Annotated in this window: 31 protein-coding genes; 21 read left to right on the top strand and 10 right to left on the bottom strand. The window is 39.1% G+C overall.

What is annotated here, in order from left to right:
• Position 1: 1 nt before the first annotated feature.
• From CSB87_RS15510 to CSB87_RS15555, 10 genes are all read right to left on the bottom strand, one after another.
• Entirely contained in the window at positions 2–1,003 is a 1,002-nt protein-coding gene (locus CSB87_RS15510; RefSeq protein WP_002055500.1) for a hypothetical protein, read from the bottom strand.
• Positions 1,000–2,121: an ATP-binding protein gene (locus CSB87_RS15515; protein ID WP_001207471.1), complete on the bottom strand. Its 1,122-nt coding sequence runs from the start codon at positions 2,119–2,121 to the stop codon at positions 1,000–1,002. Before CSB87_RS15515 ends, CSB87_RS15510 begins: the two co-directional genes overlap by 4 nt.
• Before the next feature lie 11 nt (positions 2,122–2,132).
• Positions 2,133–2,456 (bottom strand): hypothetical protein, encoded by a 324-nt coding sequence (locus CSB87_RS15520; RefSeq protein ID WP_106105087.1) that lies wholly within the window; start codon positions 2,454–2,456, stop codon positions 2,133–2,135.
• Positions 2,449–2,898 carry a hypothetical protein gene (locus CSB87_RS15525; protein WP_106105088.1) on the bottom strand — a complete coding sequence of 150 codons (450 nt, stop codon included), beginning with the start codon at positions 2,896–2,898 and terminating at the stop codon, positions 2,449–2,451. The genes CSB87_RS15520 and CSB87_RS15525 overlap by 8 nt, the downstream gene beginning before the upstream one ends.
• 199 nt (positions 2,899–3,097) lie before the next feature.
• On the bottom strand, positions 3,098–3,394 hold the full coding sequence (locus CSB87_RS15530; RefSeq protein ID WP_106105089.1) for a hypothetical protein: 297 nt from the start codon (positions 3,392–3,394) through the stop codon (positions 3,098–3,100).
• A complete protein-coding gene (locus tag CSB87_RS15535; RefSeq protein ID WP_106105090.1) occupies positions 3,384–3,980 on the bottom strand; it encodes a type II toxin-antitoxin system MqsA family antitoxin in 597 nt (198 codons plus the stop codon). Before CSB87_RS15535 ends, CSB87_RS15530 begins: the two co-directional genes overlap by 11 nt.
• A gap of 10 nt (positions 3,981–3,990) precedes the next feature.
• Positions 3,991–4,410, bottom strand: a complete 420-nt coding sequence (locus CSB87_RS19970) for a hypothetical protein (protein WP_213065516.1) — start codon at positions 4,408–4,410, stop codon at positions 3,991–3,993.
• Between the two features lie 247 nt (positions 4,411–4,657).
• Positions 4,658–5,014 (bottom strand): DUF1304 domain-containing protein, encoded by a 357-nt coding sequence (locus CSB87_RS15545; RefSeq protein ID WP_106105091.1) that lies wholly within the window; start codon positions 5,012–5,014, stop codon positions 4,658–4,660.
• Positions 5,015–5,074: 60 nt separating this feature from the next.
• Positions 5,075–5,290: a KTSC domain-containing protein gene (locus CSB87_RS15550; RefSeq protein ID WP_106105092.1), complete on the bottom strand. Its 216-nt coding sequence runs from the start codon at positions 5,288–5,290 to the stop codon at positions 5,075–5,077.
• 37 nt (positions 5,291–5,327) lie between these two features.
• Positions 5,328–6,092 (bottom strand): LexA family transcriptional regulator, encoded by a 765-nt coding sequence (locus CSB87_RS15555; protein WP_032023420.1) that lies wholly within the window; start codon positions 6,090–6,092, stop codon positions 5,328–5,330.
• A 108-nt stretch (positions 6,093–6,200) separates the two neighbouring features.
• Here CSB87_RS15555 and CSB87_RS15560 point away from each other — a divergent pair, with 108 nt between their 5' ends.
• The 21 genes from CSB87_RS15560 to CSB87_RS15660 all read left to right on the top strand — a co-directional run bounded on the left by CSB87_RS15560 (position 6,201) and on the right by CSB87_RS15660 (position 15,733).
• The gene (locus tag CSB87_RS15560) at positions 6,201–6,452 is read left to right on the top strand and encodes a Cro/CI family transcriptional regulator (RefSeq protein ID WP_002053093.1); all 252 of its coding nucleotides are present in this window, start codon (positions 6,201–6,203) and stop codon (positions 6,450–6,452) included.
• A gap of 10 nt (positions 6,453–6,462) precedes the next feature.
• Positions 6,463–6,783: a hypothetical protein gene (locus CSB87_RS15565; protein ID WP_000048916.1), complete on the top strand. Its 321-nt coding sequence runs from the start codon at positions 6,463–6,465 to the stop codon at positions 6,781–6,783.
• A 55-nt stretch (positions 6,784–6,838) separates the two neighbouring features.
• Positions 6,839–7,114 (top strand): hypothetical protein, encoded by a 276-nt coding sequence (locus CSB87_RS15570; protein WP_024435837.1) that lies wholly within the window; start codon positions 6,839–6,841, stop codon positions 7,112–7,114.
• Positions 7,111–7,407 (top strand): hypothetical protein, encoded by a 297-nt coding sequence (locus tag CSB87_RS15575; RefSeq protein WP_043962959.1) that lies wholly within the window; start codon positions 7,111–7,113, stop codon positions 7,405–7,407. Before CSB87_RS15570 ends, CSB87_RS15575 begins: the two co-directional genes overlap by 4 nt.
• Positions 7,404–7,766, top strand: coding sequence for a hypothetical protein (locus CSB87_RS15580; protein ID WP_001267985.1), 363 nt, complete (start codon positions 7,404–7,406; stop codon positions 7,764–7,766). The genes CSB87_RS15575 and CSB87_RS15580 overlap by 4 nt, the downstream gene beginning before the upstream one ends.
• A complete protein-coding gene (locus tag CSB87_RS15585; protein WP_103270761.1) occupies positions 7,759–8,688 on the top strand; it encodes a YdaU family protein in 930 nt (309 codons plus the stop codon). The genes CSB87_RS15580 and CSB87_RS15585 overlap by 8 nt, the downstream gene beginning before the upstream one ends.
• Positions 8,681–9,430 (top strand): hypothetical protein, encoded by a 750-nt coding sequence (locus tag CSB87_RS15590; protein ID WP_085080070.1) that lies wholly within the window; start codon positions 8,681–8,683, stop codon positions 9,428–9,430. The genes CSB87_RS15585 and CSB87_RS15590 overlap by 8 nt, the downstream gene beginning before the upstream one ends.
• Positions 9,427–10,194 carry a DNA-methyltransferase gene (locus tag CSB87_RS15595; RefSeq protein ID WP_085080067.1) on the top strand — a complete coding sequence of 256 codons (768 nt, stop codon included), beginning with the start codon at positions 9,427–9,429 and terminating at the stop codon, positions 10,192–10,194. The genes CSB87_RS15590 and CSB87_RS15595 overlap by 4 nt, the downstream gene beginning before the upstream one ends.
• Positions 10,191–10,307 (top strand): putative phage replication protein, encoded by a 117-nt coding sequence (locus tag CSB87_RS15600; RefSeq protein ID WP_106105093.1) that lies wholly within the window; start codon positions 10,191–10,193, stop codon positions 10,305–10,307. The genes CSB87_RS15595 and CSB87_RS15600 overlap by 4 nt, the downstream gene beginning before the upstream one ends.
• Positions 10,304–10,705 (top strand): hypothetical protein, encoded by a 402-nt coding sequence (locus CSB87_RS15605; protein WP_000972783.1) that lies wholly within the window; start codon positions 10,304–10,306, stop codon positions 10,703–10,705. Before CSB87_RS15600 ends, CSB87_RS15605 begins: the two co-directional genes overlap by 4 nt.
• On the top strand, positions 10,702–11,109 hold the full coding sequence (locus CSB87_RS15610) for a hypothetical protein (RefSeq protein ID WP_032050715.1): 408 nt from the start codon (positions 10,702–10,704) through the stop codon (positions 11,107–11,109). Before CSB87_RS15605 ends, CSB87_RS15610 begins: the two co-directional genes overlap by 4 nt.
• Positions 11,106–11,504, top strand: coding sequence for an HNH endonuclease (locus tag CSB87_RS15615; protein ID WP_106105094.1), 399 nt, complete (start codon positions 11,106–11,108; stop codon positions 11,502–11,504). Before CSB87_RS15610 ends, CSB87_RS15615 begins: the two co-directional genes overlap by 4 nt.
• Entirely contained in the window at positions 11,501–11,680 is a 180-nt protein-coding gene (locus CSB87_RS15620; protein ID WP_019767557.1) for a hypothetical protein, read from the top strand. The genes CSB87_RS15615 and CSB87_RS15620 overlap by 4 nt, the downstream gene beginning before the upstream one ends.
• Positions 11,670–11,993, top strand: a complete 324-nt coding sequence (locus CSB87_RS15625) for a hypothetical protein (RefSeq protein WP_000378367.1) — start codon at positions 11,670–11,672, stop codon at positions 11,991–11,993. Before CSB87_RS15620 ends, CSB87_RS15625 begins: the two co-directional genes overlap by 11 nt.
• Complete coding sequence (locus tag CSB87_RS15630) at positions 11,993–12,397, top strand: DUF559 domain-containing protein (protein ID WP_106105095.1); 405 nt, start codon at positions 11,993–11,995, stop codon at positions 12,395–12,397. Before CSB87_RS15625 ends, CSB87_RS15630 begins: the two co-directional genes overlap by 1 nt.
• 22 nt (positions 12,398–12,419) lie before the next feature.
• Positions 12,420–13,242, top strand: a protein-coding gene (locus CSB87_RS15635; protein WP_076611894.1) for an IS5-like element ISAba27 family transposase whose coding sequence is annotated in 2 segments (ribosomal slippage) — positions 12,420–12,800 and positions 12,802–13,242 — 822 coding nt in all. Because the reading frame shifts where the segments join, the coding sequence is not laid out codon by codon here.
• Between the two features lie 48 nt (positions 13,243–13,290).
• Positions 13,291–14,043, top strand: coding sequence for a hypothetical protein (locus CSB87_RS15640; protein WP_031959500.1), 753 nt, complete (start codon positions 13,291–13,293; stop codon positions 14,041–14,043).
• A 143-nt stretch (positions 14,044–14,186) separates the two neighbouring features.
• Complete coding sequence (locus CSB87_RS15645) at positions 14,187–14,405, top strand: hypothetical protein (RefSeq protein ID WP_001017703.1); 219 nt, start codon at positions 14,187–14,189, stop codon at positions 14,403–14,405.
• 85 nt (positions 14,406–14,490) lie between these two features.
• Positions 14,491–14,682: a hypothetical protein gene (locus CSB87_RS15650; protein WP_000134363.1), complete on the top strand. Its 192-nt coding sequence runs from the start codon at positions 14,491–14,493 to the stop codon at positions 14,680–14,682.
• Between the two features lie 12 nt (positions 14,683–14,694).
• Positions 14,695–15,123 carry a hypothetical protein gene (locus tag CSB87_RS15655; RefSeq protein ID WP_031959501.1) on the top strand — a complete coding sequence of 143 codons (429 nt, stop codon included), beginning with the start codon at positions 14,695–14,697 and terminating at the stop codon, positions 15,121–15,123.
• Complete coding sequence (locus tag CSB87_RS15660; protein WP_031959502.1) at positions 15,092–15,733, top strand: putative metallopeptidase; 642 nt, start codon at positions 15,092–15,094, stop codon at positions 15,731–15,733. The genes CSB87_RS15655 and CSB87_RS15660 overlap by 32 nt, the downstream gene beginning before the upstream one ends.
• Positions 15,734–15,752 lie beyond the last annotated feature (19 nt).

Here is a 15,752-nt window from a genome sequence, read left to right on the forward strand (position 1 = left end):
GTTAGAAACCGTCCACTAATAAATAATCAGGGGTAGATTCTTGTTGAGTAGGTGTAGGATTCTCTAATTCATAGCGGCGTTTTCTCACATACCCCATTAGCTTCGGTTGAATCTGCGGATCTCGTGCAGCCACGTCTATTTCCAAAGCATCTAGCGTTGTAAGGTCTGGTGCAGTTTGGATTTGAACCATTAAAGAGGGTGGCTCATTAGCAGATGCCTTTTCTTTTTCTAGCTCTTCAAGACGTTTGTGAGTGGCGAGAAGGATAGGCTTCATTTGTTCGTCATCCCATGTGCGGGTATAACGATAAACCGCATTTACTTCTGCAGGTGTTTTTGACTCTTTTACACGCTGTAGAAGAGTATCTAGGGTTTGCTGATATTCTGGATCAACTTTAGGCTCGTTAGTTTCTGGAACCAATAGATCCTCGGATGATGAAACATAAGGCCCCTCAGTAACAACAATTGCACTATCGAGATCCTCTTTTAAATCTTTAGTAGGCTCTTCAATTACTGTTTTTTCAGTATTAACCTGAGGTGATTTCTCAACTTCATTTTCTAAAGGCTTTTCTTCTTCAACTTCATCAGTTGGCTTGTTCAGAAGTTTGAGCATATCTTCAGCAAACTCACCACCACTGACTTTAATAATTGCGCAGCAATGAGCAAAAGCATTATCAAAACTTGAGTGGACTTGGCCATGCTGAAGCATGCGTAATTGTCCTTTTGAACCATTCCACTTAAACTGCTGCACACCTAATTCAACAGTTGGACTTGGGTAAGAGCAAGTAGAACCTTTAGCAGGCGCTTCTTTTAATGGTTCAGGTACCTCAAATTCGCCAATAAAAATAGTTCTAGGCTTTAATTGAAATTCGAATTTATCAAAAACATCAAAGCCAAAGTCATAAGGGTTAAATGGTTCCCAGCCATTACGCTCAGTATTATTTACTAAAAGTAATTCACCGTTGGCCCAAGCAAGTTTAGCTTCAACTTTATTTAGTATTTTCATGCTGTCATCCCCGTTTTAGCTAATGTTTCAATGTCTTGTTTAACTGCTGGTAGTTTTGCTGCTTCAATTTGGATAAGGGCATCTATGCCGAAGTGTTCACAAACTGTTTTCACATCGAGGCCACGTTCAGCAATAAAGTTTTGAAGTTCATCTCTTTGTTGATCTGAGATACCGTTAAATTCAGGTGGACTAATCCAAGTGCCACGTTGCTTATCAAACGTGCAATTCAATGCTTTAGCTCTCATTAACATTGCTTGGCGCATGTTCTGGTAATACATGTGTTCTTTATCAAGCGACTCAGTTAATTGATTAAGGTCACCTGCATGCTCTGCTTCCTCACAGCTTTGTTTCCAGTTTTCTAGCTCTTCTTGGGCTTTAGCTGCTGCAAGTTGTGCAGGCGTTAAGGTGTTAATGTGATCTTTAGCTTGAGTAATCAGGTCAGCCAAGAAAGTAGGGTGTGCTTTAAGATCAGGTACCCATACTTCACCGGTTTCACCGCCTAAAGCACCTGAGTTTTTCGCATGATGTGTAGGCGAAGGTTTGAAATTAATAACGCGGGCATTTTTACCTTCACCAGTAGTAACAGTTGTTAGATAACCCATGACATCTGCGATACGGTAAAGCTCGTTACGGTTTTTACCACCTAGATCTGGGCGGTAAATAATTTGATCACCGTTTTGATCTTCTGATGCGTGTGCAATGAAAACAACGTCTTTACCTAAACTGATCAAAGTATTGATGTATTGCTTGAACGTTTGGTTCGCTAAACCTTGAGCCTTTAACTTTAAAGAACCATCTTTTTGACGGTTATTTGCCGTAAGTAACAGGTGGGTTTTAATGCATTCAAGCATTGCACCCACGGTATCAATGACAACGGTTTTATATGGTGCTAAGTCCTGCGGCGTAAGGTTTGCAACATCACTCCATTGTTGAACCTGTACAACCGCACCACGACGTAATTCACCAGTACGGTGAGCACCACGGTCAAAGTCAAAAGAAATTGCTTTTTCCGCAGTAAAGCCCATCGATGATTTACCTAAACCCGGATCAGCGTATAGGTACACAATAATTGCTTGAACCAATAAAGTTTGGTCAGCAGTAATAATCGGTAGAGCCATTATTCTTATCCTTATCTTGAGCCAGTGAAGCCGCGAGAACGCTTATAGTTTTTGCGGTCATAAGTAGGGATATTTGTTTCACGCAGTTTTATAGCGAGCTGCTTTCTGCGCTGAAAATCGATTTCTTGCGTGAGTTCATTCCAAACTTTTGGATAAGAAGTTTGGAACCTGAACACATTTAAAGGCGTCTTAACTCCGTCTTTAACTTTGTAAAGAACTGAGCCATTAGCATTAGATGCGTACACTTGCCAGCCAATGCGAACAGAGTAGAGGCCCTTATCATCACGGCCTAAAAATGACTTGTAGCCGTCAGGGTGCTTTTTGAAATTAGACATGTTCAGCCTCCACCAACTTGTTACGTTCGATGAAGCCTTTTAGAAGGCCATTGATGTTTCGGATGTCTTCAAATTCGGTGAAATCGTTATATGACTTACCGTTAATGTCAGTGATTTCATTTACTGTGAGTTGAGTAATATCAACAGCGGTGAATTCAGAACCTGGAACGCCGTAGCTGTCTGGATAGGCTTCAAAATCAAAGCTAACGTTTAAACGGAAGCTATCTAATTTGATGACAGCAACGCCAGAATGTTTACCTGTGATTTTCGCGGTTAACACACCGTAAGTACTTGGTTGTGTTTTAGGGGTAAAAAGAGTAGGTGCTTCTTTTGTTTGGAAAGCTGGTTGTAGCTGGCAAGCAACTAAAGAACCACCAGAGATTGCAAGAGCAGCCATGCTGACAAATGCAAAGGAGTTGAAAGGGGTAGCTTTTACGTTCATAATTGATCTCGCAGTTTGCAAAAGCACATCGGACCTGGGGAGGGCGGTGTGCTTTTTTGTTCTCTGTGAGATAAATATTAGGTAAACCTAATTATTAAGTCAATAGGTGTTCCTAATAAAATTAGAAATACCTAATTTTTGTGTTTTAATAGACAAAAGAAAACCCACCACTGGGGTGGGTTATGGAAACAAAATGAAATTATAATTTTGCTTTAAATTTCTCAATTTCTTGTAATAGGTTTGATTTCAATGCTGGATTATCTAAGGACTGTGTAAGTATTTCAATCATTTCAAGCAGGGAAGCTGTAGGCATTATAAGAGTTAATTTTTCATTTAATTGCTGGAGATGTGGCTCTTCTAAGCCGAAAGTTAAACGAGCTACATTCGCACCCATTGCCAAACTACTCATTTTATCAGCATAGATTGTTTGATGATCTATACCTTTTTTATGCTGAAGATTTTCTACTTTTTCAAGTTTTATGTTTTTACTGGACACGAGAATATACCTCTACAATACTTTTGTTTGTTAGTACATCAAAATTAATTGCAATACTATTAAATTCATTAATACCACTTAGAGTAACGATAGGTTCAGTTACTGATTCGCTTTCCGGGAATCGAATAAGGCTAGTTGAAATTGCAGGTTGCTTAGATGGTAACAAAGTAATATTTCTAGCATTAGCTAAATCCCTTATCCCGCTCGGATTAGAGCGTGCTAATCGTAACGCGGAATCCATTGGAATACTTTGCATCAAGTCATCATTCTCATACTTGGAAAATGCGACAGGGCCTCCACCAAAAATTGCACCAGCATCTTTTATTGAAAGACCGAGCAACAAACGAATTCGCTTAACCTCTATAGAACTCAGTAAACCATCTACTTCTTTTTGAAATTTAATCATTGCACGTTTATTTTGACGAAGCTGATGACTTGTAGCGGTTTGAGAAAAACAAACGTCACATTCTGAATAACAAAGATCAAGCTCTGCTGAAGTGTGCTTATAAGTGTGAAGCTCTTTCTCAACTTTAGTCTTGAGAGTACCCATTTCACATATTGGGCATACCATTTTTCTATTTGTCATTTACGTGTACCTAGTAGCTTAAGTGACATGAAAAAGTACATATTAGTTTCCCAGCTTTATTTATACAGAACTTCAAGAAGTAATATACATCCAGATCCTTGTAAGAGGATTCATTATATTCTTTCCGGTTAAGCTCATAACTATCACATGCGAACCATGGGCTCTCAGGGCTAGTTTCACACCATTCAGAGTCAATATATCTACCTTTTTGTAAGGTATCCATAATCAAAACTTTCAAATCTTGGTCATCAAAACCTAAACGCTGGAGATCAGCGATACTCTTACGAGTCATCGTTTTAGGTAAACTGCGTTTTAAAACCTCAAGCACTTCATCCGGTGGATTCAAAGGTCCTTGGGTTTGAATTTTCCTGCTTGATGATGAGTCACTTGGAGGTGAATCACCATATTTGCTTAATACAATTCTTACCATAATGGTAACTTACCCATAAGATAACATTAATTTTGATTTAAGATAACTATTTTTTGTATTCCATTTTTCAAGGAAATTCTATAAAAATAGAAACTTATGATTTATTTCACTTTAATTTATATATTTCTATACAAACTAACAACCTTACCCAAGCCGCATATAGCGGCTTTAAGTCACTGGTGACTTACTATTTTAAATTTCCGATACAGTCCCATAAATTTTAAAAGACTGCATCGGGTTCGCAGTTTTAATAACCCAAAACTACCGATATTATTGCTATTAGAGCAGGAACGGCTTGTATGAATATGATTTTTCGACTTGCTGTGATTGAACCGTACACACCAGCAACCAAAACACAGCCAAGAAAAAAATAGGCTAAACTCTGATGAAGTTCGGCCGGAGCAATAGCAGCCCACAATAGGCCAGCAGCTAAAAAACCATTATAGAGACCCATATTTTGTGCGAGTGGTTTAGTTATTTGAGCCTTTTCCGGCGTATTACCAAAGGCTTTCAATCCTTTGGGTGTCTGCCAAAAAAACATTTCCAAAATCAAAATGTAAACATGTAGTAGTGCAATCAAAAGAATTAGTATTTTTGAAATCATTGCTTGTCATCCACTTTGTAATACTGCTTATATAAACAACTATGTTCAGGTTATTGCTACTTATCCAAGAAGCTGAATTCGTTTAAATTTCTTGTTCGTTTCAATATGGCTTTTATAAAATTTGTCTTTGTCTGCTGAATCAACAAAACCCCTGAAGGTACTTGCCTCCAAAAGCTTGTAAATAAACCTTTCACCTGTCCTAAGTACTACTGTTAATAAGAAGTGTTGATAAAGAACGTGGCTGATATTACGGGAATTAATTTCAATTTTTTGCATCCCCTGAATTCCCTTTCATTTGTAAAGCTTTCTATAATCAATGCGAATAAGGATGTTCTTGTCTGTGCTGACTTGGCGGCACGATATCTGTAATAGCGGTAATACTTTCAACCTCGTCCATTTCAAAGAAAAATCGCTCACCACCATTCACAGAAAGCAAACTTAAAACCCCACCATTAATGCCGACAAATTCTTTAATTGTGCATCTTCCATCCTTCAAGCACACCTGAACAAACTCATTCGGCACAAGATCTGCATCAGGGTCGCATACAACATACCAGCCATTACGAATTGCTGGAAACATTGAGTCGCCAGTGCCTTTAATGCCATAGGCTCTTGGTCCTGCTGAGTGAGTTGGAACATACCCATCTCCAGCATTGCCTTCATAACCCATATCTGTGAAATAGCCATCCATGCCCATCTTGGAGTAAGCCTTAACAGGAACCCAACGCTTAGATGATGGGATAAACGGTTTTTCGATAATTGTTGAAAATAAAAGAGCTTCATCACTATCACTAATATTGTATTTCTTTTTAAATTCCTCGATATCAAGTTGCTTAAATTTATCCTTAGTGCTTGTTTGAATCTCTCCTGTTCCAGATGCTAGCCATGAAGGATTAACATTCAAAAATTTTGAAGCACGTAATAAATTTTCTCCTTCCATTTTTTTGGATTTACCAGATAGCCAATCACTCACAGAAGGAGGTTTTACTCCGACTGCACGAGCAAGTTCGACACCTTTGATCTTTTTAGGTGGCAATACTTCCATGGCATATCTAAGTCGTTCAGCAAGAGTGTTCATACAACTATCCTCACAATGTTAGGAAATCCTAACATAAATAAAATTAGGTATTCCTATTGATTTAATATAAGGAATACCTAATAATTAAAGAAAAATTAGGAGCACGTTATGAATGACGCACAACTTATAGACAAGCTAGGTGGTGTCACAGCGGTAGCAAGACTTCTGGGGATTGCTCCGTCATCAGTTAGTGGATGGAAAGCTATTCCCCTTGATAGAAAAATCAGGCTAGCAGTTATTGCTGAAGATCTTGGTTTAACAACGCGAAAAGAGCTTTTCCCTGATAACTATCAAGATATTTGGATTGAACTTCGTCCCCAGACGACAAAAAGCAAAAACCTTGGATCATTAATCGCTTAGGACCTTAACCGTGAGCAAAGTATTAAATGAATTGCCTGCAAGCGCTAGCAATAACGAATCTCTCATATTGCAAGCACTTAACGCTAGCAACCAAAGACAAGTAGCAGAAATGATAAATGTCGATGCGAGCATCCTTTCACGGATGAAAACAGAAAAGAAATCAAATGGATGGACTGAGATTGAGTTTATTAGCTTTTTGTTGACAGCCATTGGTTTGAAGGTTGTGCAAGAAAGTGATGTGTATTGCTCACCTGAAATTGCAGAAGCAACGCGAGTTTATTTAGCACATGCATTCACTTCACCTGAATACATGCGGATTTTATTCAAATAAAAAACCACTACCTGCGCGAACAGGAGTGGTTAGGCATTCAATTGAGGTGGATCAAATGAACACAAACAATTTATCAGAACAACCAATCGAACTCAACTCACCAGATTTTTTAATAGGTGACGTTGTAGTGCTTACTAAAGAGTGCCGTACTTTCAAATCAAATGATTTGTTTGAAGTTAAAAACAAAACTTTGACTAGTTTATGGACCATCAAATCAGAGAAACATTTGATTCTAGTTTCTTCAAAAGAAATCCGCACAGCAACAGTTGCAGAACTTAACGCTAAACGCCGACTAACAAGCGCTGAGCAAGCATTAGCGGAGGTGTCATGAGCAGCTTTACACAGCAAATCAAAGATTCTCGTCAGCAAAGTGAAATCCAATCTTTTTATGAGCCTGCATTGCGAGTGCTTGGGCACCTATTTGAGGTGAAAAAGCAAAATTTACGTAACAAAGGTTATGACGAAAATAATGCGGCGGTAACCAAAGTTGAATTTTCAGAGGCTATGGCTCGTCAATTTCGCATAACGCAGTGGTTAGCACAACAGATTGTAACTAGCTTAACCAAGGCGTATTTGGTTGATTCTTTTGGAGGCTATGTTAAGCCAAAGGATGGTGAAAAGTGAGATATGCAGCAAGAAGAAAACAGGATATTTCCGTTTCCACCACACCGCTAGAGGTGGTAATTCCACTGGAACAACCAGTAAAGATCTATTCGGCTAAAGAATTAGCAGCTATGCCACTTTCAGTTATGAATGCCGCAATTGAGGCTCAGGAAAGATTTTATCAACTTGAAGAATTAACCCATATGGGGGGGCAGGCTATAGCAGTTCGCCGTCTCATGGAGGATGGGCACAAACTAATTCAGGTGAAAGAAAAGTCTCGTATTCGCTACAAAATCAACAACGAATTTATTCCTCCAAGAATTATTCGTCAGTTGGAAATGCGCGGTCTTGTAAAATTAGGAGCAGTCACTGATGTATAAATATCTCCACCATATCAGCGACTTTATGGTTGCTACAGCGCACCTTAGCCCAGTTGAAGAGTGCTTTTATCGCCGTGCTCTCGATTTTTATTATTTGAATGAAAAACCATTACCCAAAGAAACCCAGTCGGTTTTTCGTCGGTTACGTGCAAATACCCAAGAAGAAAGGGATGCAGTATTAATTGTGCTGCAAGAGTTTTTTGTGGAAGAGGAAGACGGGTTTCACAACAAACGTTGTGATTCAGAAATCGCCGCTTATCAAAAAGTAGGGGATAAAAATCGTGAAAATGGTAAGAAAGGTGGGCGTCCACGTAAGGAAAAACCAAAAGAAAACCAAAGTGAAGGCGACTCGGTTAATTATGAAAACCCACAAAAACCCAGTGGGTTAATTTTGGGTTCTGAAAGTGAAAGCCAAAAAAACCTTAACCATAAACCGTTAACCGATAACCAATATATAGATAGTAGTAGTAATGCGCGTGAAGAAAATTCGCAATTAACCCCAATTCAATTTGCTCAGTATCAGATCGATGATCACAAGCGTTACTCAATGCGTGAATTCATTTCTGAATACTCAGAGTTTCAATACGATTTCATCTCACTTGCTCAACAAAGATTTGTTTCTGTACCTGAAATCGACTTGAGAACCATGATTCAAAATTTCGGTGACTGGTACTTTGCAAACGAATCAAGTTCGTTGAATACACCAAGCATCTGGTTGGTTAAGTGGTTCTCTTGGGTTCAAAACAACGAGAAACAAGTTGCTGCAAACCGCAAGAAACAAGAGCAAATCACTTCAACCGGTCAAAAACCACAAGAGTCGGGTTACTTCGCTAATCTTTTTGAAGAACAGAGCGAATCTCAAATCGTGGATGTAACCCCAGCAAAAAAGTTTCCAATGATTGAGGAGGTAGGTCATGCATGAGATTACCTTGAACGAAGTGCGTCAATTAATCGCTTCTCTTCGCACTGTTTACGCTGCTCAGTTCAATAAGCAATTTCCAGCAACAGGCGAAAGTGCAATTCCTCTGTCAGTGGTTGAGCAAATCGCACTTAAAACACTGGTTGGCGTTCAACAAAACCAATTTAACAACGCACTTGCTCGATTACTTACAGCAGGTGGACGCTTTATGCCGTCATTTGCCGAGTTTCGCACCTGGTGTATCGGTGAAAGTTGGATGTCTCCAGAAGAAGCTTGGTCTCGCGCATGTAAGTTTACAACTGACCGTTCCGTGGTTATTACCCAAATCACTAAGTACGCCTTAGACGAGGTTATGTATTTGATCGAAGCCGGCCAAATGCGAGCAGCTCAAGATAATTTCTTTGGTACATACAATGTCATGGTGGCGAAAGCGCAGTTAAAGGGCCGTCAGCAAGAGTTTTACACCCCACCGCTACAACTAGAACACAAAGAACCTAAACACGTTCCTGTGAGCAATGACGAAGCGCAAAAGCATCTCAAATCTTTGATGGAACGATTAAAGATTAATGGCCGTAAAACTGCACCAGTACAAAAACTTGAGGCAAAAGAAAAAGAGCCTGAATTTGCAAAAGAATTAGGGCCAGATCCTTTTGACAATCCACATGAATATGCAGAGATGTGCCGCCGTGAAGGTATGCCAATTCCTAAAAATATTCAGCGGTTAATTGATGGAGCTAACGCATGAAAAGTGAAATAGCTTTGATGCTTGGTGACTGTCTTGAACGCATGAATGAAATTGAAGCAGGTACTGTGGATATGATTCTTTGTGATTTGCCATATGGAACGACTTGCTGCAGTTGGGATGCAGTTATTCCATTCAAGCCACTTTGGGAACAATACGAACGTGTAATTAAAGAGAATGGAGCAATTGTTTTATTTGCAGCTCAACCATTCACAGCAGTACTTGCAACATCAAACCTAAAACTATTCCGCTATGAGTGGATATGGGAAAAGCCTATAGCTACTGGGTTCTTTAATGCTAATTTTCAACCACTACGTGCCCATGAAAATATCTTGGTTTTTTATAAGTCAAAGCCAACTTTTAACCCAATTAAGACCTTTGGGCATCCACGGAAAACAGCAAAGCGTAAGGATATTTGGTCCGAACATTACGGTAAGCAGGTAAACATAAAAGCTTATGACTCAACTGAGCGGTACCCACGTTCAGTCCAGCTAATCAGTAGAGATAAGCAGAAATCAAACTTTCACCCTACACAAAAGCCTGTAGCTCTCTGTGAGTACTTGATTCGCACCTACACAAATGAGGACGAAACAGTACTCGACAACACAATGGGAAGCGGTACCACAGGTGTTGCTTGTGTAAATACAGGTCGTTCATTTATCGGTATTGAGCAAGAGCAAAAGTACTTTGAAATTGCACAAGAACGTATTGCTAAGGCAGTTAAAGAGAAAGACATGCAGCCGGATCTATTTGGAGAAATAGCATGAATAAATTCGAAATTATAGGTTGGGGCTTACTCATTTCATTTTTTACAGCTGCTCTTAGCGGTGCAGTGGTTTTGTGGTGGTTGGCGCGTAAAGAACATGATGAGGTGAAATGATGATTAAGGCTGAAGTTGTTGTTGATGGCGACTGGTTGAAAATTGGTAATCGCAGTATCCGTATGAACCAATATCTTGATTGGGTTGTTCTATTAGACGGGGTAGCAGAAAAACAATTTCGCTTACTTGAAGACGCTATCAAACATTGTTTGGAACAAAAATATGATTGGTCTGTAATTCCTGCACACGTCAACTTTATGGCAACAGATGAGGATGGGATGGCATGTGGTTGGTTGGTTGAGCCTCATATTGTTGGTAATGCATGGCGAAACCAATCTCATCTTTCAGCGTTTTTTAACTTAACGAAACGCCAAAACCCCTTCAGAGGTGATTGGAAAGACTCACTTGAGAAACGTCCTGAATATGTAGAGCCAGTGCTTAAGGATGGTGAAAAATGAGTCATTTTCATGATGTGCAAACTATTCAGGTTGATAAAGACAAGCAGGTTATTCAATTCACACGCAAGCGTGAAATTAGTGAATGTGATCATGGCCATATCCAAATTTCTGAAGAAGACAGTGAAGTTTTATGCACTGACTGCAACACGAAATTAAACCCTGTTTTATGGATTGCCAAATATTTAGACCAATTGAATCAAGTCACCCAACGTAATAACAGAATGCTGGCAGAGGTCCGTGAAATACAGGCAAAGCTTGAAAAGAAAAATAAGTTTATGTGCAAACACTGCCATGAAGTAAACACTATTGATTTTAAGAAGCTTCCTTCACAAGCAGCTGTAGTGCGCGGTATGGCCGTAATTGATCAAGAGTTTGACGGTATGAAAGTGGAGCATAGCCGATGAAGTTAACTAAACAGCAACGTGCTGAGCTAAAACAAAAGTTTGGTGGACATTGCGCTTACTGTGGTGAGTTGCTTGGCGATAAGTGGCATGCAGACCATATCGAAGCAGTGAAGCGAGATTTAATTCATGTGGGTGGTGGAAAGTTAATTACGGGTGAAATGACTAGACCGCAAAACGACACTTTAGAAAACATGAACCCTGCATGTGTTCCTTGCAATACAAACAAATCGTCTATGCCGCTGGAAGGGTGGCGAAAAATGCTGACTCATTATCGGGATGTGCAGCTACTACGCGATAGCACACATGCTCGTCATTTGCTTCGTTTTGGGCTGATTGAAATCAAATCTGAACCAGTGAAGTTTTTCTTTGAGAGTTATAAAGAGGGCCAGTCATGAATAAACCATTAGAAACTTTTGATATAGACGCAGCAAAGGCTCGCTACGAAAAATTACGAGGCCGATATAACCGGAGTGGGCTATCTAATACTGATTACAACGAGCTACTTCAATTAGAGAAGGCACTTGACCAAGCGAAGAAGTTTAATGCGGAGGGCGCAAATAATGGACAGTAGATGGATTGAAGCGCAACGCCGTGAAATGGAAAAGCTTATTTCACCAGAGCTAATCAAGTCGAGAGATTTAGCACGTCAAAGTTACTTCGATCAGATGGAAAAAGAAATGGCTGACCACGTATCACGCTCAATTGAACCACTCAGCGGTAAAAAGCAAAGCACTCTGGTTGAACTAAGTGAGTCAATTGAAAAACTGGCTCAGAAGTATAAACAAGATGCTCATTCATCCAGCCTTTTAGGTGATCAGGATAAAGCGCGAGTTTATAACTGCTTTGCTAATCAATTGGACCATTTGCTGAAAGGTGGTGCTTGATGTCATCAGTCAGCATTGCTGAATACCGTAAGTTATTTCCTATTAAGAAAAATAAAAAGCGGCGTTCAGCAAAGCAAATTGCCAGACAACCAAGTGTGGGTGAAATGGTTCTGGCAACGCATTTAAGAGCATGCAAGATCGGTTTTGAACAGGAATATAAGTTCCATCCAAAACGCAAATGGAGAGCTGATTTTCTGATTACTGGTACAAAAATTTTGATTGAGGTTGAAGGCGGGATCTGGAGTGGAGGCCGCCATACAAGGGGCAAAGGCTATATAGGGGATATGGAGAAATACAACTCCGCAGCAATGATGGGTTTTACAGTTTTACGGTTCAGCACAGAGCAAGTTAAGTCCGGTATGGCATTAAAGCAAATTGAATTATTAGACCTCTTGCGAAAGTAAAAACCACCTCAATCTAAATTTCATGAGATATCAGAAATTAAATCGTTTTTCAGATTCTGAATTCCAGCGCTTGGTTGGTGTACCTCGACCAGTTTTTAGTGAAATGATCGAAGTTTTAAAAGAAGTAGAATCACTTAAAAAGAAATCTGGGCGTCCTCATACTTTAGCTATAGAGGATCAATTATTATTAACACTCAATTACTTACGGAATTACAGCACTCAATTGGAGTTGGCTGCAAATTACCATATCGCTGAAAGTAATGTGAATCGAACCATTAAAAAGGTTGAAGATGCATTGATGAAATCAAGACGGTTTACTCTGCCAAAACGAAGCATTACCACAGCAGACGAACAGTTTAACTGGGTCATTATTGATGCGACAGAATGTTCAATAGAACGTCCGAAAAAAAAATCAGAGTAAGTTCTACAGTGGTAAAAAGAAGAAACATACGCTAAAAGCACAAGTGATCTATCATCCGAACAGCAAACAAATCATAGGGCTAGATATATCGAATGGCAGTCAGCATGACATTAAATTGGCAAGAAGAACGGTTAAAAAATTCAAACATTGTAAATATGTTATGACCGATTTAGGGTACTACGGATTAGAGCAAGATGGCTTTAAATTATTGATGCCAATAAAGAAAAAGAAGAATTTACCCTTATTTGATGTTGAGAAAAAGTACAATAAAATGATTGGAAAAATACGAGTTGTGATCGAACATATTAATAGTCAATTGAAAACATTTAGAATATTAAGTGAACGCTATCGAAATAGACGGAAAAGATTCGGTTTACGCATTAACTTAATCGCTGCACTGGTAAATCGGATGAACTTGCAATAACGACTTTCGCAAGAGGTCTATTAATTAAGGGTAAATAGGAAGGCGATTATGTTGGTTGAAAAGTTTGATTTTATTGAGTTACTTCGCCTTGCTATTGCTCAAGGCAAAGCTGAAGGTAAGAAAATTTCTAAAGATGTTGTTTTAGGTGAATTAGCACTTTTATCACCAGCTGCAAAGCTTTGGGCCACTGTCTTGATTGAAAAGGTTGATTTTGAGCGAATCGCAATAATTACCCCAGCACAAAAACAGACTGAAACTTTTTACAGTAAGTATGATTTTAATTTTCAAACCGAGCGCCGTATTGAAGATATACCGGGTAAAGTCGAGTTTGTTCGTGGTGAGATTAAATCCGGTGATTTTTTCCGTGCGCGAAATAAATTAGCGGTAAAGATTCATGAAGAAATGGTAAAGAAAAAATTTACCCCTACTAATGCCCAAGGTGATCTTACTAATCTTGCAAAAGGAATTGCTGAGGTTGTTTTACGTGGCCATGTTTTTGTTAAGGCTATGTGTGGAGGATGCCAAGGAATAGGAAAACTCGAAACTTTTAATTCAAAAGGTTTTTCTGAAGGGGCAAAGTTTTGCGAAAAATGTAATGGAACTGGCAAGCGTCCATATACATTAAATGAAAAAATGAAAATTGCAGGAATTGTTGCCACTAAGACTGCTTACATAAAAAGCTATCAAAAGTTTGAGTTATTTGGAGAATCTATTGTTGCAGAATGGGAAAATGAAATTAGATCGCGTATTTCTCGTTCATTTCGTTTTGAACTTCCTGATACTCAAGAAACTTGTGCTTGACAGTTGGGTATACACTTGAGTATAAAGATTTCTAAAATGGGCGAAATGTAAAGTAATCGCCAGAATGAATTTAAGAGCTCGCCAATCGGTGAGCTTTTTTATTTTGTGCTATAGTCCAGTCTAATTAAAATCTGGTACTTAAAATGAATATCTGTGTTGGTGGTGAATTGGATGGGCAAAAGATAGAAAAAGAAGGAAGATTGCTTAAAGCTTCAGATATCGACCCATCTTTTAAAACTGAGTACTACAAGCAAGTTTTTAACCGCGACAATACGGTGTTCCATTTCTGGCTGCCAATTGGATCTGACTTACATGATATGTCTGAGAAAGTTCTAAATATCCTTAGAGCACCTAAAAACTAGTTTTATCGTTTGCCGGACGTATTACGGCGCAAATGGCCTCGCTAAATATCGATTATTGGCGGGGCTTTTTCTTTTTGGAGTATGTATGACTGAATTTCAAAAAATTACGAATGAGATTAGACAGCTTCAAATAGAGCTAAACCATTTGGGAAGTTGCAATACAAAAGGTTTAAATACAGAACAGATCGCTCACCTAGATGAGCGATTTTTTTTGGCCATAGCAAAGCAACATAAATTAATTGCTCGTCTCAACAGTAAGCCAGAGGGCTTTTTATAAGAGGCTAGAGGTATGGATGATAAAGAGTACTTTTGGCTTACACAAAAAAAAGAGCTCAAAACGAAACCCAAATCCAGACCACTGCCTAAAGCTAAAGAAAAATATCTCGAGGCCGAAGAAACCTTATTTCAAGAACTAGAAGAGCATCGAATTGGTTATAGAAGAAAATTTCAATTTGAATCAACAAAAAATTGGCGGTTCGATTTTTATATTGTGAAGTTGAATCTTCTTATAGAAATTGCTGGCAGTCCGTGGGCAGTTGGCCGAGGTGGCACAAAGATAGCAAATTCATTTAATAAGTATGATCTAGCACTAGACCGAGGTTATGTATTTGAGCGTCTTGAGCCTCACCAAATTGAATCAGGTTATGCAATCAACTGGATTAAAAGCGAATTAGCGAGAATTGAAGATGGAACAGATCAGACCATTCCCACCAACTGATTTTATTGACCAGGCCGAAGAAGAGGAAGCAATTCGTTTAATACCGGCTCCAGACCTAAAGAAATGGGTTGTGGCTAATTACTTAACTATAGGTGGACCACTTCATAACCCTGATCATAACCATATTGCTGAGTTGCTTCATGATAATGAAGAGTTCCTAGCATTTGCTTGGGCTTCTTCTGCATATAAAAGCAAGCAAGCTATGGTGTTAGGCCAGTGCGAAAAAGTCATGTTCAATGTTGGTGGCTGGCGTAAAGCTAGACAAGAGCAACAGATGCGTGACTGGTTCGGCTTTGTGCCAACTTACTTAATAACTGTCGACGCTTCTTTCTGTGAGCGTGCAAACGATACAGAGTTCTGTTACTTGCTTGAACATGAGCTTTATCACATTGGTGTGATGAAGGACGAAGACGGCGAAATCATTTATAGCGATAGTTCTGGTCTTCCTAAGCACTATCTTGCAGGTCATGACGTTGAAGAGTTTATTGGCGTAGTTAAACGTTATGGACCAAGCAAAAATGTTAAGCGACTTATTGAAGTCGCAAAAAATCCGCCGTTTGTTTCGAATCTTGATATTTCAAGATGCTGCGGAAATTGTGTAATCAATTGAGCCTTTTGGCTCTTTTTTT

The sequence above is a fragment of the Acinetobacter sp. AR_0276 genome, from assembly GCF_003000705.1.
GTDB classification, from domain to species: domain Bacteria; phylum Pseudomonadota; class Gammaproteobacteria; order Pseudomonadales; family Moraxellaceae; genus Acinetobacter; species Acinetobacter nosocomialis.

Coding starts and splice junctions, on each gene's coding strand:
- CSB87_RS15510 (WP_002055500.1), bottom strand. CDS start 1,003: ATGAAAATACTAAATAAAGTTGAAGCTAAACTTGCTTGGGCCAACGGT.
- CSB87_RS15515 (WP_001207471.1), bottom strand. CDS start 2,121: ATGGCTCTACCGATTATTACTGCTGACCAAACTTTATTGGTTCAAGCA.
- CSB87_RS15520 (WP_106105087.1), bottom strand. CDS start 2,456: ATGTCTAATTTCAAAAAGCACCCTGACGGCTACAAGTCATTTTTAGGC.
- CSB87_RS15525 (WP_106105088.1), bottom strand. CDS start 2,898: ATGAACGTAAAAGCTACCCCTTTCAACTCCTTTGCATTTGTCAGCATG.
- CSB87_RS15535 (WP_106105090.1), bottom strand. CDS start 3,980: ATGACAAATAGAAAAATGGTATGCCCAATATGTGAAATGGGTACTCTC.
- CSB87_RS19970 (WP_213065516.1), bottom strand. CDS start 4,410: ATGGTAAGAATTGTATTAAGCAAATATGGTGATTCACCTCCAAGTGAC.
- CSB87_RS15545 (WP_106105091.1), bottom strand. CDS start 5,014: ATGATTTCAAAAATACTAATTCTTTTGATTGCACTACTACATGTTTAC.
- CSB87_RS15550 (WP_106105092.1), bottom strand. CDS start 5,290: ATGCAAAAAATTGAAATTAATTCCCGTAATATCAGCCACGTTCTTTAT.
- CSB87_RS15555 (WP_032023420.1), bottom strand. CDS start 6,092: ATGAACACTCTTGCTGAACGACTTAGATATGCCATGGAAGTATTGCCA.
- CSB87_RS15560 (WP_002053093.1), top strand. CDS start 6,201: ATGAATGACGCACAACTTATAGACAAGCTAGGTGGTGTCACAGCGGTA.
- CSB87_RS15570 (WP_024435837.1), top strand. CDS start 6,839: ATGAACACAAACAATTTATCAGAACAACCAATCGAACTCAACTCACCA.
- CSB87_RS15575 (WP_043962959.1), top strand. CDS start 7,111: ATGAGCAGCTTTACACAGCAAATCAAAGATTCTCGTCAGCAAAGTGAA.
- CSB87_RS15585 (WP_103270761.1), top strand. CDS start 7,759: ATGTATAAATATCTCCACCATATCAGCGACTTTATGGTTGCTACAGCG.
- CSB87_RS15590 (WP_085080070.1), top strand. CDS start 8,681: ATGCATGAGATTACCTTGAACGAAGTGCGTCAATTAATCGCTTCTCTT.
- CSB87_RS15595 (WP_085080067.1), top strand. CDS start 9,427: ATGAAAAGTGAAATAGCTTTGATGCTTGGTGACTGTCTTGAACGCATG.
- CSB87_RS15600 (WP_106105093.1), top strand. CDS start 10,191: ATGAATAAATTCGAAATTATAGGTTGGGGCTTACTCATTTCATTTTTT.
- CSB87_RS15605 (WP_000972783.1), top strand. CDS start 10,304: ATGATGATTAAGGCTGAAGTTGTTGTTGATGGCGACTGGTTGAAAATT.
- CSB87_RS15610 (WP_032050715.1), top strand. CDS start 10,702: ATGAGTCATTTTCATGATGTGCAAACTATTCAGGTTGATAAAGACAAG.
- CSB87_RS15615 (WP_106105094.1), top strand. CDS start 11,106: ATGAAGTTAACTAAACAGCAACGTGCTGAGCTAAAACAAAAGTTTGGT.
- CSB87_RS15620 (WP_019767557.1), top strand. CDS start 11,501: ATGAATAAACCATTAGAAACTTTTGATATAGACGCAGCAAAGGCTCGC.
- CSB87_RS15625 (WP_000378367.1), top strand. CDS start 11,670: ATGGACAGTAGATGGATTGAAGCGCAACGCCGTGAAATGGAAAAGCTT.
- CSB87_RS15630 (WP_106105095.1), top strand. CDS start 11,993: ATGTCATCAGTCAGCATTGCTGAATACCGTAAGTTATTTCCTATTAAG.
- CSB87_RS15640 (WP_031959500.1), top strand. CDS start 13,291: ATGTTGGTTGAAAAGTTTGATTTTATTGAGTTACTTCGCCTTGCTATT.
- CSB87_RS15645 (WP_001017703.1), top strand. CDS start 14,187: ATGAATATCTGTGTTGGTGGTGAATTGGATGGGCAAAAGATAGAAAAA.
- CSB87_RS15650 (WP_000134363.1), top strand. CDS start 14,491: ATGACTGAATTTCAAAAAATTACGAATGAGATTAGACAGCTTCAAATA.
- CSB87_RS15655 (WP_031959501.1), top strand. CDS start 14,695: ATGGATGATAAAGAGTACTTTTGGCTTACACAAAAAAAAGAGCTCAAA.
- CSB87_RS15660 (WP_031959502.1), top strand. CDS start 15,092: ATGGAACAGATCAGACCATTCCCACCAACTGATTTTATTGACCAGGCC.